The sequence below is a fragment of the Candidatus Accumulibacter sp. ACC005 genome (assembly GCF_907163215.1).
Classification (GTDB): domain Bacteria; phylum Pseudomonadota; class Gammaproteobacteria; order Burkholderiales; family Rhodocyclaceae; genus Accumulibacter; species Accumulibacter regalis.
Map to the genome: position 1 here is coordinate 177,135 of NZ_CAJQUB010000012.1, position 12,830 is coordinate 189,964.

The window sequence follows — 12,830 nt, forward strand, 5'->3', positions numbered from 1 at the left end:
GCTGCTAGTAGGCGACCTTGAAGGTCGGACTATCCTCCGGCCTAGTCTTGCGGTGGTCATAAATACGCGTCGTGGCGATGTTGGCATGACCCAGCCACTCCTGCACCTTGGCAATGTCGGCCTGGTGGTCGAGCGCATTGGTCGCAGCGGTCGCCCGCAACGCGTGCGCCCCGATCGCGAAACCCAGCGCCGCTGAATATTGCCGCACCAGTTTGTAAACCGCGTCGGGCGTGATCGCCCTTTCCAGTCCGCCAGTAGGGGTAGAACAAGCAGTTGTGTCACCAGCCGCCACCTTGGAGTAAGCCAGACTTTATTTGCTCATCCATAGCGTGGCAGGCGCTCTTTCAAGGAGGCGCGTTCCTCCTGCGGATTGCGTCCCTTGTGGTTGGCGACGATGCGATTCGCCGTGGCGACCTGACGCTTAATGGGCCAGAGTAGGAGCGGCCAGCCATCATCCGTCGTCGTCCAGGCCTTCATAGCACAAGCTGTCCGGGTACAGCGCCGTCAATTGCGATAGCGTTGCCTGCACCTCTTCCAGATTGGTCATCATGTGAGAAACCTGCTCATCCAGATCGCTGGCCAGCTCGAATAGAGAAGCGACCTGGCTGCGCGATCCCTCGTTGATGACGGCCATTGCCAGTTGGTGCAGCTTCAGCAGGTCGGTGCGAAGCTGCGGCGGGGTGGCGTATTCGCCATCGTTGAGATCGGCACGCAGTTCGTCCACGGCATCGACGGCACGCAGCAGCGAATGCGTCTCGAAATTCTCCGGAGACAATTTGTCCCACTCTTCATCGGTAATGCGGGTTACCATCGGCTGGCAACCTGATCAAGCGACCGCGAGCGTCAGGTGTCCGACCGGCTCGGCGGCCGGCCGCACTTTGATCTCGATGTCGTAGCCGAGGCGGTTCAAGCAGTCCATCAGCTTGCGCTCGGACAGGTTCGTGAAGTCACCACGCATCATGCCCGACACCTTCGGTTGCGGGATGCCCATGCGTTTCGCCGCCTCTTGTTGAGTCAGCCCAAGGGCGCGCATCGCCTTCCTAATCTCGACCACCAAGCCGGTCTTGATCTTGAGTTTTTCGGCGTCTGGCAGTCCAAGGTCGGCAAAGACGTTGCCCGAGCTGCGCTGAACCTCGACGCCTTCAATGATTCGTTTTTGCATTTCGTAGCTCCTGTGCCAATGCGTCGGCCACTTTCAGCCGAGCGCGAATGATGTCCATATCTGACTTTGGTGTGGCGATCCCCCTCTTGCTCTTCTTCTGGAAGCAGTGCAGGACGAACACTGCTTCCGCGTACTTCACCGTGTAGACGCCCCGGTACGTGCCGCCGGCATCGTCCTCGACAACCTCAAGCACGCCGGCTCCGCCGAAGCCCTTGAGCACCTTTGCCGCGTCGTCCTGATCGCCCATCTGCGCCAACGACAGTGCGTAACCGAAGCGCCTGCGCACGTCAGGTGGCAACGCCATCAGATCCTTGTAGCTGCTCGCGATCCATTCGAGCGCTTTTTCTTTATGGGTCATGGCGGCAGTTTATACCTGTTCAGGTAAAATATAAAGCACGATACCAATAGAGCCGATGTCGCAAAACAAGTGTTTTACGACACGTAGAAAACTGCCAACGAAACGGCTCACGACAGGCCTCGATAATGTGCGGGAAACCATGTCGCTATGCGCTACTATACGGAAACTAAATTTATGGGTTATCCGATATGTTGGTAGGCTACATGCGCGTGTCGTCGGACTCCGACCGGCAGAGCACGGACTTGCAGCGCGACGCGCTGCTCGCGGCCGGCGTCGATCCACGTCACCTATTCGAGGATCACGCTTCCGGCGCGAAGGATGACCGCACGGGCTTAGCTCGGGCGCTAGAATTTGTCCGCCCTGGCGATGTATTGGTCGTCTGGAAGCTGGACCGGCTCGGCCGCTCGCTGTCGCACCTGCTCGCTATCGTGACCTCACTCAGGGGCAAACAGGTGGCGTTTCGCTCGCTGACGGAGAGCCTGGATACAACAACGCCATCGGGCGAGTTCCTGTTCCAGGTATTCGGTGCACTGGCGCAGTACGAGCGCGCCTTGATTCAAGAGCGTGTCGTCGCCGGCCTGGCCGCCGCACGCAAACGTGGCCGGATCGGCGGCCGACCACAGGCAATCACTGGCGAAAAGCTGAACGCGATCGTCGCCGCACTCGACGGCGGTATGTCCAAGGCGGCGGTGTGTCGGAATTTCGGCGTCAAACGCACCACCTTGATCGAGACCCTGGCGCGGGTCGGCTGGCCCGAGTCCTCGCGTCCAGGAGCGTAGCGGCATGGCGAACGGCAGCGCAGAAGATCAGTGGCTGTTGGCATCGGCTGAGCGCGAGTTGGTGATGACAAAGAACTGGACGAACCGGCTGGGCTTTGCCGTCCTGCTGACCTTCTTCCGTGAGCGTGGCCGGTTCCCGCGCGACAAGGATGAAATCGAGGCGCAAGGGGTCGCCTCACTGCGCCAGCAACTCGATGTGCCGATGCCAATCGATGGCGAAGCCTTCCTCACCGGGCGCACGGAGGAGCGCCTACGCGCTGAAATTCGCGGGCGCTTCGGCTTCCGCGAAGCCACAGTCGCCGACTCGGAGATGCTGACGGTTTGGCTGCGCGATCATGTCGCCGGCGAGCTCGCCGGCGACATTGATTCGATGATTGAGCGGCTGGAAGCGCGTTGCCGGGAACTCGCCATCGAGCCGCCGACGGCCGACAGGGTGGAGCGTATCGCGCGCAGCGCTTTGCGCGCTCACGAAGGCCGCTTCCATAACGGCGTCTATGCACGGCTGTCGCTCGCAACACGCAAGAACCTGGATGCCCTACTGCGTCCAGAGGGTGACGGCAGCGAAGAACTCAACCAAGACGACGCGATAGGCAGCGCACCGGCTGTCCTGCTGAAGCTACGTGGCAGTCCTGGTCGACCTAGCCTTGCCAGCATGCAGGACGAGTTGGCGAGGCTGGAACTGATCCGGGGAATCAACCTGCCCGCCGATCTGTTCGACCGAACTTCACCGCGCGACCTAGAGCGTTGCCGCCAGCGAGTTTCGGTCGAGGTTCCTCGCGACTTGCGCCGGCATCCAGATGCTGCTCGCATCACCTGGTTGGCGGCCTTCGTCTATCTGCGCGCCCGCAGTCTGACCGATGACCTGGTGGACTTGCTGATCGAGACCATCCACCAGATCGGCGCGCGTGCCGAGCGCAAGGTCGAGCGGGAATTGCTGGAAGATCTGAAGCGTGTCACCGGCAAGCAGAACCTCCTGTTCAGCCTGGCCGACGCTACGCTGGCCCAACCGGATGGCGTGGTGCGCGACGTGGTGTTCCCGGTGGTCGATGAACAGACCCTGCGCGATCTGGTCAAGGAATGGAAGGCCAGCGGGCCAACCTATCGCATCACGCTGCGTACCGTGATCCGCAATTCATACCAGGGCCACTATCGGCGCATGGTGCCGACCTTGCTGGCTGCGCTGGAATTCCGTTCCAACAACGACCGCCACCGCCCGGTGATGGATGCGCTCGAACTGGTGAAACGCTTCGCCAATACCAAGGTGCATACCTTCCCGGCCGACGAGGACGTCCCGCTCGACGGCGTGGTGCGTGGCCTGTGGCGCGAAGCCGTGATGGAGAAGGACGCTGCCGGCCGGGATCGGGTCAACCGCGTCACCTACGAAATCGCGGTGCTGGAAGCGCTGCGCGAGCGACTGCGCTGCAAGGAAGTTTGGGTGGTTGGCGCAAACCGCTACCGCGATCCCGACGACGACCTCCCAGCCGACTTTGACGAGAACCGCGAGAGCTACTACCAGGCGTTGAATCTCCCGCTTGACGCGGATCATTTCATCGCCGACTTGCAGTCGGCGATGCGCGAGGCGCTGTCCACCTTCGACGCCGGCCTGAAGAAGAATCCCTCCGTCCGGTTGAGCAGCAAAGGCGGCGGCTGGATCACGTTGACGCCGCTCGATGCGCAGCCCGATCCGCCTAACTTGACCGCGCTCAAGGCAGAACTCAACGCCATCTGGCCGATGACCAGCCTGCTCGACATGGTCAAGGAAACCGACCTGCGGCTGGGTTTTACGGACGCCTTGAAAAGCCCGACCTCCTACGAGACGATGGATCGCGCGGTACTGCAACCACGCCTGTTGCTGTGCCTGCATGGCTTGGGCACCAATGCCGGCTTGCAGCGCATGGCCGGGCTGGATTCGGGCACTACGGCGCGAGAGCTGGCCTACGTGCGGCGGCGCTACATCAGCGTCGATGCGATGCGCCGCGCGATCGCTGTCGTTGCCAATGGCGCGCTACATGCTCGCAACCCTGCCATCTGGGGCAGCAGCACGACCGCCTGCGCCTCCGACTCCAAGCACTTCGGCGCGTGGGATCAAAACCTCACCACGCAATGGCACGTGCGCTACGGCGGGCGCGGCATCATGATCTACTGGCACGTCGAGCGCAGCTCGCTGTGCATCCATTCGCAGCTCAAATCACCTTCGTCGTCGGAAGTGGCATCAATGATCGAGGGCGTGATTCATCACTGCACCGAGATGGAGGTGGATCGCCAGTACGTCGATTCACACGGTCAGAGCACGGTCGCATTCGCCTTCTGCCGACTGCTCGGCTTCCAGTTGCTGCCACGGCTCAAAGCGATCCACTCGCAGAAACTGTACCGGCCGGCGACCGGCAAGGTCGACGCCTACGCGAACCTGCAACAAATTCTGACCAAGCCCATTGACTTTGAGTCAGTGCGACAGCAATACGACCAGATGGTCAAGTACGCCACGGCGCTTCGCCTTGGCACGGCGGAAACTGAAGCCATTCTGCGCCGATTCACCAAGAAGAACGTGCAGCACCCAACCTACAAGGCCTTCGCCGAGTTGGGCAAGGCGATCAAGACTATCTTCCTGTGCCACTACCTGCACGACGAGGCGCTGCGGCGCGAGATCAACGAGGGGCTGAACGTGGTCGAGCAGTGGAACGGCGCGACCGACTTTGTGTTCTTCGCGCGTCGTGGCGAAATGGCGAGCAACCGCCGCGAGGATCACGAGGTCAGCATGCTCGCACTGCACCTGCTCCAAAACTGCATGGTCTACATCAATACGCTGATGATCCAGAAGGTGCTGGCTCAACCCCATTGGCAGGGCAAGTTCACGCCACGCGACTACGCCGCTCTGACGCCGCTGATCTGGGAGCACGTCAACCCGTATGGGCGGTTCGATCTGGACATGAACACTCGGCTCGACTTGTCATGATCGAAATGGCGGCCGGTGACACGACTGCTTGTTCTACCCCCAGTAGTGCAGTTGTTGCGTAGCGGCCGGAACAGGGCACCGGCATCGTCCGCGCCATGCCCGGCGACCTCAAGATAGTCCCCGATCAAGCCGCTGGCAGCGGGGTGCAGCGGCACATAGCGGATCTTGCCGCCCTTGCCGAACACCTTCAGGTGCGGCACCCCGCGCCGCTCGTGTTTGTAGTCCTTGACCGTCAACCGACACAGCTCGTCACGCCGCAGGGCGTGATAGAGCAGGGTGGCCAGGATGGCGCGGTCGCGCTTGCCCTTGAGCGACGCGCCGTCGGGCGCGTCCAGCAGCTTGCGCGCCTGGTGGTCGCCGAGGGCCGGGGTCTTGCCTTCGTAGCTTTCCACCGACGGACGCTTGACGCCCTTGACCGGGTTATGGGTCACGGCGTTCTTCTCGCACAGGGACTCGAACAGCGACGACAGCGCTGCCAGGCGATGCCTTACCGTCATGCCGCTCAAGGCGCGCTGCACCAGGTCGTCGCGCCAGGCGATGACATGGGCGCGGGTCACGCCGCGAAATTCCTCGGGCTTCACGATGCCGGTGAACTTCATGAAATCCCCGAGGGCGTTTTCGTAGGCGCGGCGGGTGGCCTTGTTGCCGAGATTGGCGAACCATTCGATTTCGGGCGGCACGTCGGCCAGGCGTTGAAACTGGTCGGCGGTCAGCAGCCGGCCGGCGGAGGTCGCCGGCGCTGACAGTGGGTTGGTCACTTCATTCGAGGTTGTCGTCTTCAAAATCATGTCCCCCTATGTCGCGCGCGCCGTGCAGAACACGCAACAAGTCGATGCCGTCCGCCATGGCCAAGTAGAAAGCAACATAGCGACCGACCGGAAAGCTCCGCAGCTCTGGCATAAGTTCCGGCCGCGACCGCCCCATCTGCGGCTGCGTGGCCAGTAGCCTGAACTTTTGCTCCAGGACTGCGAGAAAGTGGTCAGCGGCGTCCGCGCTGTCATCTGCGATGAACGACCAAATTTCAGCTAGGTCGGAATAGGCAAGCGGCCGTTTGAGGACACGGGGCATCGTCAGGTCTGCTCGCCGGTGCTCGCAAACCGCGCCGCGCGCAAACGGCGGCCTTCGGCCTTGATCTCTTCCATATCGAGCGGCGTCGCAGGTCCGCTATCAAGACCGGCCTGGATGTCTTGCCGAAGCTGCGCCAGCGCCGCCGCGCGCAACTGGTCTTCGCGCTCCATCAGCCGCAAAGCCTCGCGCACCACCTCGCTGGCGGAGTTATACAGCCCAGTGGTCACTTTCGAGCGCACCAGCTGTTCCAACTGTGGGGTCAGGTTGATGTTCATCGTCATGAGTGTCTCCAGTGGTCATGTCGCATCATAACTATCCGCATTGTCAATGATTGTCAATCTTTGATAATGCGTCCGGCGCGGGTCGGCCTCCTTCGTAAACCACACTTTACTATTGATAAAATAGGTTAACAATAGTTCGACAACCTTGCCGAGCCCATTGCCAAGCAGATCTTTGCCGGCACGGCTGATACAGCACAACTCGCCTTGTTGCACTTTTCGAGTGCGCGCGTTGTGATGATTATGTATATACTTTGCAAGTACCCTTTGGCAGGAGACCTGATCATGTCGAAAGAAGCCGTTTTCACGATGAAGCTGGAACCCGAGCTGCGCGCCGAGTTCATGGCGGAAGCCGAAGCCGCCCACCGCCCGGCGTCGCAGGTGCTGCGTGAGCTCATGCGCGAGTTTGTTCACCGTCAGCGCGAGGCACGGGACTACGATGAGTTCCTGCGCCACAAGGTCGAGGCCGGCCGGGCCTCGATGCGTGCCGGGCAGGGGCGATCGAACGATGAGGTTGAAGCCGAGTTTTCCGCACGGCGCGCCGATGTGACGAATCGCCCGTGAGGGTCGTCTGGACACCAGAAGCGCAGCAGGACCGCACCGACGTATGGGACTACATCGCTGCCGAAAACCCGCGTGCGGCCGCGCGAATGGATGAACTGTTCAGCGACGCAGCCACCCGGCTGGCCCAACATCCCCATTGTGGCAAGTCGGGAAGGATTCCCGGCGCCCGCGAGCTGATTCCGCACGAAAGCTATCGCCTGGTGTATGAGATCGACGCCGAAACAGTGTGGATACTGACGCTTGTTAATACGGCCCGCCAGTGGCCGCCTGTGCGTGCTTAAAAAGGGCCATCTGTCCCCTGTTGGTATGCGCGACTACCACGACACTGTCCGCCAGCTCGCCAAGGGAGCTGGCGCTGGCTCGACCGGCGTCGTCGACCTGTTGCACGACGCGAGCCTCGCCGGATCGCCGAGGCGGCGTTCGCGCGCTGCTTGCGCGAGCGCCACGCTTGAGCTCGCCCTGTCAACCGCTGGCCAGGGTACGCATGCCCAGCACCCTGGCGGACTTCTCCAGCCGGGTAACGAAAACGGCGAAGTGGAACTCTTCGTCGGTGGCTTCCTGCAAAATGCGCGCGGCGGCGAGTTGAACGCTGTCGTAGCCGCGCAGGGCAAAGGTGTCGGCATACTCACCGGCGAGTTCCACCAGTGACTGCGTGACCTCGACAATCGCATAGCGGGGCCAGTCGCTACGCATACGGGTCCGGATAGCCGTGATCAGTTCGGCATCGGCCGGGTTCTCACGCGCGCGGCGTGCCAGCGCCGCCATCGCTTCAGCCCAGGCCAGGCGGCACACGGCGATGGTATCGGCCGACCCGGCAAGCGCCACCATGAGCTCGCTGGCCTCTTCTCTGACGTACAGCTTGACCAGCGCCGAGGTGTCACAGAAGAGAATCAACCGCGATCCGCCAGCACGATCCGGCTGACGGCTGTTCCACCCGTGACCATTTCAACGGGGGGCTGCAGCTGTGGCTTGCTGCCACTCCACGACAAGCCGCCGCTGGCGATCAGGCCGCGGAGCCCTTCGTCCGCCTGCGGCGGAATGCCGACGATGCGGGCGATCGTCTTGTTATGGGAGGTCACTTCGATGACTTCGCCTGCCTGCGCGCGATGCAGTACGCGCGAGAGGCTGGCTTTGAGTTCGCGAATGGCGATGGGCATGGTCGTTCCTCGTGCACTAATGTGGTCTCATTCTAAATCCATTCGCGACAATTGTGGCCTCAGGCCTCGTGATGTCACGAATCCGTTCCCCAGGCGTTGCGTGCGCTTTCGGCCAGGCAGGCCTTCTGCAACAGCCACTTACCCGGGCGTGCGTCTGCTTCAGGCCGACCCAGAGCCGGCCGACGCACTCCCGCCGCACATGCGCATCCCGGCGGTAATTGCTGCTTGTCGCCCAATCCAGGACGGACTCAATTCGCCCGCGAACTCGCGAGGCGGCCTCGGTCTTCTTGGTCAAAATCCCGGACAGGCAGTTCATTACAAGGTCGGTGTCGATGGCCGCAACCGCGAGCTCGCCGATCACGGGATGGACATCGCCCTGCAGGGTGCTCTCCCATTGAGCGGCGTGTTTGGCATTCCACTCGCCGGCCCGGTGCGTCGCGATGTACTGCTCGGCACATCGCTTGAAGGTGATTGCACGCGCATCGTCCAGCCGCTTTGCGAGCCTGGCAGCCTTGCGCTCGTCTATCGCGTCGTGACCTTGCAACAGCTGCTTTCGGCATTCGGCTGCGTCGGCTCGGGCCTCTGTCATGGTCATCGCATGTGTCGGTCCCATTCCCATGGCGCGCGCCTTGCCGTCAAGCATGAAGCGGAAAATCCACGACTTGGCGCCAGTCGGCCCGACCTGGAGATACAATCCAGCTCCATCGGGATACAATCCGCGCTTGATGTTTTTGCAACGGCTAACTGCGTCAACCTCTTGATGGTCCTGGCCAGCGCTTCAATCAGTAAATGATCGCTTGCCTGACAATCGCGAACGCTTGCGCCTGGCTTCTCGTCACTCTCTTCATCCGCGCGCTGGCGTCAGCCCCTGGCCCCCAGGCCAAACCGCAAATCTGCGCAACTGGCAGCCAGTTCGCCACTTTCCCCGCCCCTCTTCACTAAATTCTGAGGTGAACGACATGCACGACCGCCAGGGTGCGCAAAGCGCACCGGCCACACGCTGCGCGTGGGTGACCAGGGCCACCTGCCGACGATTTCAAGTTCTTCCCGGACAATGAGCACGAACTACAATCTGGCCAGCGCGATTCATCGTCATGGCCTGCAGACGCCCGATGCCGTCGCCGTTGCCTACAAGGGCCAGTCGGTCAGCTACCGAGAACTCGCCGAGCGCGCGGCGCGCCTCGCGCAGGAGCTCAGACAGAGCGGGCATTGGTCAGCCGATGACGGCCAGCCGCCGCGGGTCGGCATTCTGGCTTCGCGTGGGATCGACGCCTGCGTGGCCTTGCTTGGCGCTTGCTGGGCAGGCGCAAGCTACGTGCCGATCGGGCTGAAGCTTCCCGAGGAGCGGATCCTCACCATTCTCTCGCTGTGCAAGCTGACGGCAATCGTTGCTGACGCCGACGGGGTCAAGTTGCTCAGCGAGCGCGTGCGAGCCGCCTGTCCGCCGCTGGTCATTTGCACGGCGAGTGATCCGGATGCTGCGCTGGCGAAGCCCGGGGAAAGCCCCGCCGCCGCGCCTGGCGGAGGGTCATCGTCGCCGCAAGGCCTTGCGGCGCCCGAGCCGATGGCCGCCGGCGATGTCGCCTATATCATCTTCACGTCGGGAACGACCGGCGTACCCAAGGGGGTGATGATCTCGGCGGCTGCGGCGAGGCACTACGCGCAGATGATCGCGCGCCATCTCGACCTGCGCGCCACTGATCGCGCGCTCGAGACCTGCGAACTCACTTTCGACTTTTCGGTGCATAACATGTTCAGCACCTGGGAAGCGGGTGCCGCGCTGCACATTCTGCCGGCGACGGTGGTGATGAATGCCGTCAAGTTTGTGCGCAATGCGCAGCTGACGGTGTGGAATTCGGTGCCCTCGCTGGTGGGCATGCTGCGTCAGGTCAAGACCCTGCATGCGGACAGTTTGAAAGACCTCCGGGTCACTGTCTTCGGCGGTGAGGCGCTGCCGGAGGGAACCGTCGCGGCGTGGCGAGTGGCCGCGCCGAACACGGCGATCTTCAACCTCTATGGCCCGACCGAGGCGACTGTCTTCTGCCTGGGGCAGGCGGTTGAGCACGATACGGCGATCACCGCCGGGCGAGACTTCATCGCCATTGGTACGCCCTTGCCGGGGAACGAAGCGATGATCGTCGATGGCCACAAGCAGGTCCTGGCCAACGGGGAAGCGGGTGAACTGGCAGTCGCCGGCGTGCAGTTGGCCGATGGTTACCTCAACGAACCGCAACTGACGGCGGAGCGATTTCCGACCATCAACGGCAAGCGCTGGTATTTGACCGGCGACCTGGCCAGCGTCGATGCCGCGGGGACCTTTCACTGCCTTGGCCGAATCGACAACCAGGTCAAGGTCCTCGGTTACCGCGTCGAGCTCGAGGAAATCGACGCGCACTTGCGAGCGGTGAGCGGCATCGACCTCGTCGGCGCCGTCGCCTGGCCGACGGTTGACGGCATGGCACGCGGGATCGTCGGTTTCGTCGCCGCGAGCTCGCTCGACTCGGTCCAGGTCATCCGGGACCTGAAGGCGAGGCTGCCGGCGTACATGGTTCCCAATCAGTTGGTCGCTCTCGCGAGCATGCCGCTCAATCAAAGCGGGAAAGTCGACCGGCAGGCGCTGAGAAAACGGCTTGAGCAAGATCCGCTATGAGCTTGCAGCCGGCGGCGGATAGCCCGGCACGGGCGCAAACAGGCCAGCGCAGGGTTTTCTTCGGGCAAGCAAATCTGCGCGACCTGCTGGCCATCGACGAGCGCCCGCAGGTCGTCGCCGCGGCGCAGACCTGGTTCGGTCAGCTGGCCATTTTCCTGGTCGCCGCGCTTGCCGCCTGCAGCTTCGAGGATTGGTGGCTGGCGGGTCTGTTGGTCGCTCTGGCCATGGCCTACGCGCGTTTGCCGAAGTATCGTGACTGGATCCTCCTGGGCGGCACCTGGACGGCAGCGCTTCTCGCGCTGTGCCTGGCGCAGAACGATATCCAGGAGAACATCCGCCAGATGATGGTCGTGGAAAACGTGGACGCCCTGTCGCCGCTGGCGCTCGGTCTGCTGGCCATGGCGACCTTCTTCGTCGGTGCGTGGAGCGTGTTGGCGATGAGCCGCCGCGACAAGACGCTGTTCGTTGCGCGTCGTCCGGTGCTCGCCTTGCTGGGTGTCGAGGTCGTCCTTTGTGGGCTCTGTTCGCTGAACTCGATCGACGGTCTGCCGCGCGTGCTCCTGTGGTCACTGCTCATCGTCTTCACCCCCTACCTCTGGTTCCTCGCCTACGCGCTGGCCGATCAACGGTCACGTGACGCGAGTCCGCCGATTTTTCAAATGGGCGTGCTGCGGCCCTTCTGGTCGCCTACCTTTCTCCCCTTTTGCAAGGGCGCAGCCTTCCTCCGCAAGACCTTCGCCAAGTCCCCGGAAGATCTGGCGGTGACGCAGATCAAGGGTGTAAAGCTGCTCTTGTGGGCCAATGTCCTGCTGGCCATGAAGATCGTTCTGGTCGGCGTCTTTCACGATCAACTGCAGGTGCCGAGTCTGGCGGCCGCCCAGGATGCGTTTCTGGCCCAGCAGTCCCAGTCGCTTGCGCAGGCCTGGGCAGCGGTGATCCTGTCCACGGCGACGTACTCGTTGCAGATCGCCTTCTGGGGGCATCTCTTCATCGGCATCGCACGCCTTGCCGGTTTCAGATTGCCGCGCAGCACCTGGCGTCCGCTCGGCTCGAAGACCTTGATGGAGTACTTCAACCGTTTCCACTATTACTTCAAGGAACTGCTGGTCGATTTCTTCTTCGTGCCGACGTTCTTCAAGATGTTTCGTGGTCATCCGCACTTGCGTCTGTTCTTTGCCACCTTCATGGCGGCCGGGGTGGGCAATGCGATCTGGCACTTCCTGCGCGATATCGACCTCATCGTGACGATGGGACTTGGCGGCGTACTGGCGAGCTTCGAGAGCTACGCCTTCTACTGCCTGGTTCTGGCCACTGGTCTTGGCCTGTCGCAGGTGCGCATGAACATGGGCTTCAAGCCCTCGTTGAGCCTTGCGGGGAGGCTGCGGTCGTTCCTTTTCGTCTGGTCTTTCGTCGTCTGTCTGCATGCTTTCAGCGATGGGTCGCGCAGCCACACGCTTGGCGAGCGACTCGCCTTTGTCGGTAGTCTTTTTGGAGTGAGCTAATGAACAGTGATGGCAAGTTGAAGTTGCGCAAGTTTCTCAAGGAAGCCTTGGAAAAGCATGGTGACCACGGCGAGCTGGATGACAGTGAATCGCTTTTCGTCAGTGGCCGGCTCGACTCGTTTTCCATGATGCAGTTGGTGATGCAGCTGGAAGAAAGCTTTGGGCTCGATTTCTCGACGGTCGACTTCGACGTCAGCCTGATTGATTCTCTGGACGAGATCGAGGCGTTTGTCGATGCCAACGCGAGTAGTTGAGTTCACAGGGAAGGCCGCCGCGCTGAAGATCGACGGCAGCTTTCCGGACCGGGTCACGGGGCTCAAGTGGCACCGCCCGGCGCGCCGGGGCAATGACGGATACGG

The 12,830-nt window shown here is 62.2% G+C and carries 16 protein-coding genes and 1 pseudogene; 7 read left to right on the plus strand and 10 right to left on the minus strand.

What is annotated here, in order from left to right:
- Positions 1-4: 4 nt before the first annotated feature.
- From QZ613_RS14625 to QZ613_RS14640, 4 genes and pseudogenes are all read right to left on the minus strand, one after another.
- Positions 5-241, minus strand: a pseudogene (locus tag QZ613_RS14625) (site-specific integrase); the annotation flags it as partial.
- A 210-nt stretch (positions 242-451) separates the two neighbouring features.
- On the minus strand, positions 452-811 hold the full coding sequence (locus QZ613_RS14630) for a transposase (RefSeq protein ID WP_291983015.1): 360 nt from the start codon (positions 809-811) through the stop codon (positions 452-454).
- Between the two features lie 15 nt (positions 812-826).
- Positions 827-1,162: a helix-turn-helix transcriptional regulator gene (locus tag QZ613_RS14635; protein ID WP_043567189.1), complete on the minus strand. Its 336-nt coding sequence runs from the start codon at positions 1,160-1,162 to the stop codon at positions 827-829.
- Positions 1,143-1,520 (minus strand): type II toxin-antitoxin system RelE/ParE family toxin, encoded by a 378-nt coding sequence (locus QZ613_RS14640; RefSeq protein WP_043567191.1) that lies wholly within the window; start codon positions 1,518-1,520, stop codon positions 1,143-1,145. Before QZ613_RS14640 ends, QZ613_RS14635 begins: the two co-directional genes overlap by 20 nt.
- A gap of 188 nt (positions 1,521-1,708) precedes the next feature.
- Here QZ613_RS14640 and QZ613_RS14645 point away from each other — a divergent pair, with 188 nt between their 5' ends.
- Both QZ613_RS14645 and QZ613_RS14650 read left to right on the plus strand, forming a co-directional pair.
- Entirely contained in the window at positions 1,709-2,299 is a 591-nt protein-coding gene (locus tag QZ613_RS14645) for a recombinase family protein (protein WP_291983018.1), read from the plus strand.
- Positions 2,300-2,303: 4 nt separating this feature from the next.
- Entirely contained in the window at positions 2,304-5,252 is a 2,949-nt protein-coding gene (locus QZ613_RS14650; RefSeq protein WP_291983020.1) for a Tn3 family transposase, read from the plus strand.
- Here QZ613_RS14650 and QZ613_RS14655 read toward each other — a convergent pair.
- From QZ613_RS14655 to QZ613_RS14665, 3 genes are read right to left on the minus strand one after another with little or no spacing between them, the layout of a single operon-like run.
- Positions 5,162-5,998 (minus strand): tyrosine-type recombinase/integrase, encoded by an 837-nt coding sequence (locus QZ613_RS14655; RefSeq protein ID WP_291983226.1) that lies wholly within the window; start codon positions 5,996-5,998, stop codon positions 5,162-5,164. The genes QZ613_RS14650 and QZ613_RS14655 overlap by 91 nt on opposite strands.
- A gap of 13 nt (positions 5,999-6,011) precedes the next feature.
- On the minus strand, positions 6,012-6,320 hold the full coding sequence (locus QZ613_RS14660) for a type II toxin-antitoxin system RelE/ParE family toxin (RefSeq protein ID WP_291983022.1): 309 nt from the start codon (positions 6,318-6,320) through the stop codon (positions 6,012-6,014).
- Positions 6,321-6,322: 2 nt separating this feature from the next.
- Positions 6,323-6,601, minus strand: coding sequence for a type II toxin-antitoxin system ParD family antitoxin (locus QZ613_RS14665; RefSeq protein ID WP_291983024.1), 279 nt, complete (start codon positions 6,599-6,601; stop codon positions 6,323-6,325).
- Between the two features lie 282 nt (positions 6,602-6,883).
- Between QZ613_RS14665 and QZ613_RS14670 the strand changes: the two genes are divergently transcribed.
- Positions 6,884-7,162, plus strand: a complete 279-nt coding sequence (locus QZ613_RS14670; RefSeq protein ID WP_043569245.1) for a hypothetical protein — start codon at positions 6,884-6,886, stop codon at positions 7,160-7,162.
- Positions 7,159-7,443: a type II toxin-antitoxin system mRNA interferase toxin, RelE/StbE family gene (locus QZ613_RS14675; RefSeq protein ID WP_043569246.1), complete on the plus strand. Its 285-nt coding sequence runs from the start codon at positions 7,159-7,161 to the stop codon at positions 7,441-7,443. Before QZ613_RS14670 ends, QZ613_RS14675 begins: the two co-directional genes overlap by 4 nt.
- A gap of 181 nt (positions 7,444-7,624) precedes the next feature.
- On the opposite strand, the gene QZ613_RS14680 is transcribed toward QZ613_RS14675, so the two are convergent.
- Genes QZ613_RS14680 through QZ613_RS21215 form a run of 3 tightly spaced genes read right to left on the minus strand, consistent with a single transcriptional unit; the run spans position 7,625 to position 9,034 of the window.
- Positions 7,625-8,056, minus strand: coding sequence for a type II toxin-antitoxin system VapC family toxin (locus QZ613_RS14680; RefSeq protein WP_043569247.1), 432 nt, complete (start codon positions 8,054-8,056; stop codon positions 7,625-7,627).
- Positions 8,053-8,319, minus strand: coding sequence for a type II toxin-antitoxin system prevent-host-death family antitoxin (locus QZ613_RS14685; RefSeq protein WP_043569248.1), 267 nt, complete (start codon positions 8,317-8,319; stop codon positions 8,053-8,055). Before QZ613_RS14685 ends, QZ613_RS14680 begins: the two co-directional genes overlap by 4 nt.
- Before the next feature lie 16 nt (positions 8,320-8,335).
- Positions 8,336-9,034: an Arm DNA-binding domain-containing protein gene (locus tag QZ613_RS21215; protein WP_366144471.1), complete on the minus strand. Its 699-nt coding sequence runs from the start codon at positions 9,032-9,034 to the stop codon at positions 8,336-8,338.
- A gap of 339 nt (positions 9,035-9,373) precedes the next feature.
- On the opposite strand from QZ613_RS21215, the gene QZ613_RS14695 reads away from it, so the two are divergent.
- Genes QZ613_RS14695 through QZ613_RS14705 form a run of 3 tightly spaced genes read left to right on the plus strand, consistent with a single transcriptional unit; the run spans position 9,374 to position 12,725 of the window.
- Positions 9,374-10,969, plus strand: a complete 1,596-nt coding sequence (locus QZ613_RS14695; RefSeq protein ID WP_043569249.1) for an amino acid adenylation domain-containing protein — start codon at positions 9,374-9,376, stop codon at positions 10,967-10,969.
- The gene (locus tag QZ613_RS14700; RefSeq protein WP_291983031.1) at positions 10,966-12,471 is read left to right on the plus strand and encodes a hypothetical protein; all 1,506 of its coding nucleotides are present in this window, start codon (positions 10,966-10,968) and stop codon (positions 12,469-12,471) included. The genes QZ613_RS14695 and QZ613_RS14700 overlap by 4 nt, the downstream gene beginning before the upstream one ends.
- Positions 12,471-12,725 carry an acyl carrier protein gene (locus QZ613_RS14705; protein WP_043569250.1) on the plus strand — a complete coding sequence of 85 codons (255 nt, stop codon included), beginning with the start codon at positions 12,471-12,473 and terminating at the stop codon, positions 12,723-12,725. Before QZ613_RS14700 ends, QZ613_RS14705 begins: the two co-directional genes overlap by 1 nt.
- The last annotated feature ends 105 nt before the right edge of the window (positions 12,726-12,830 follow it).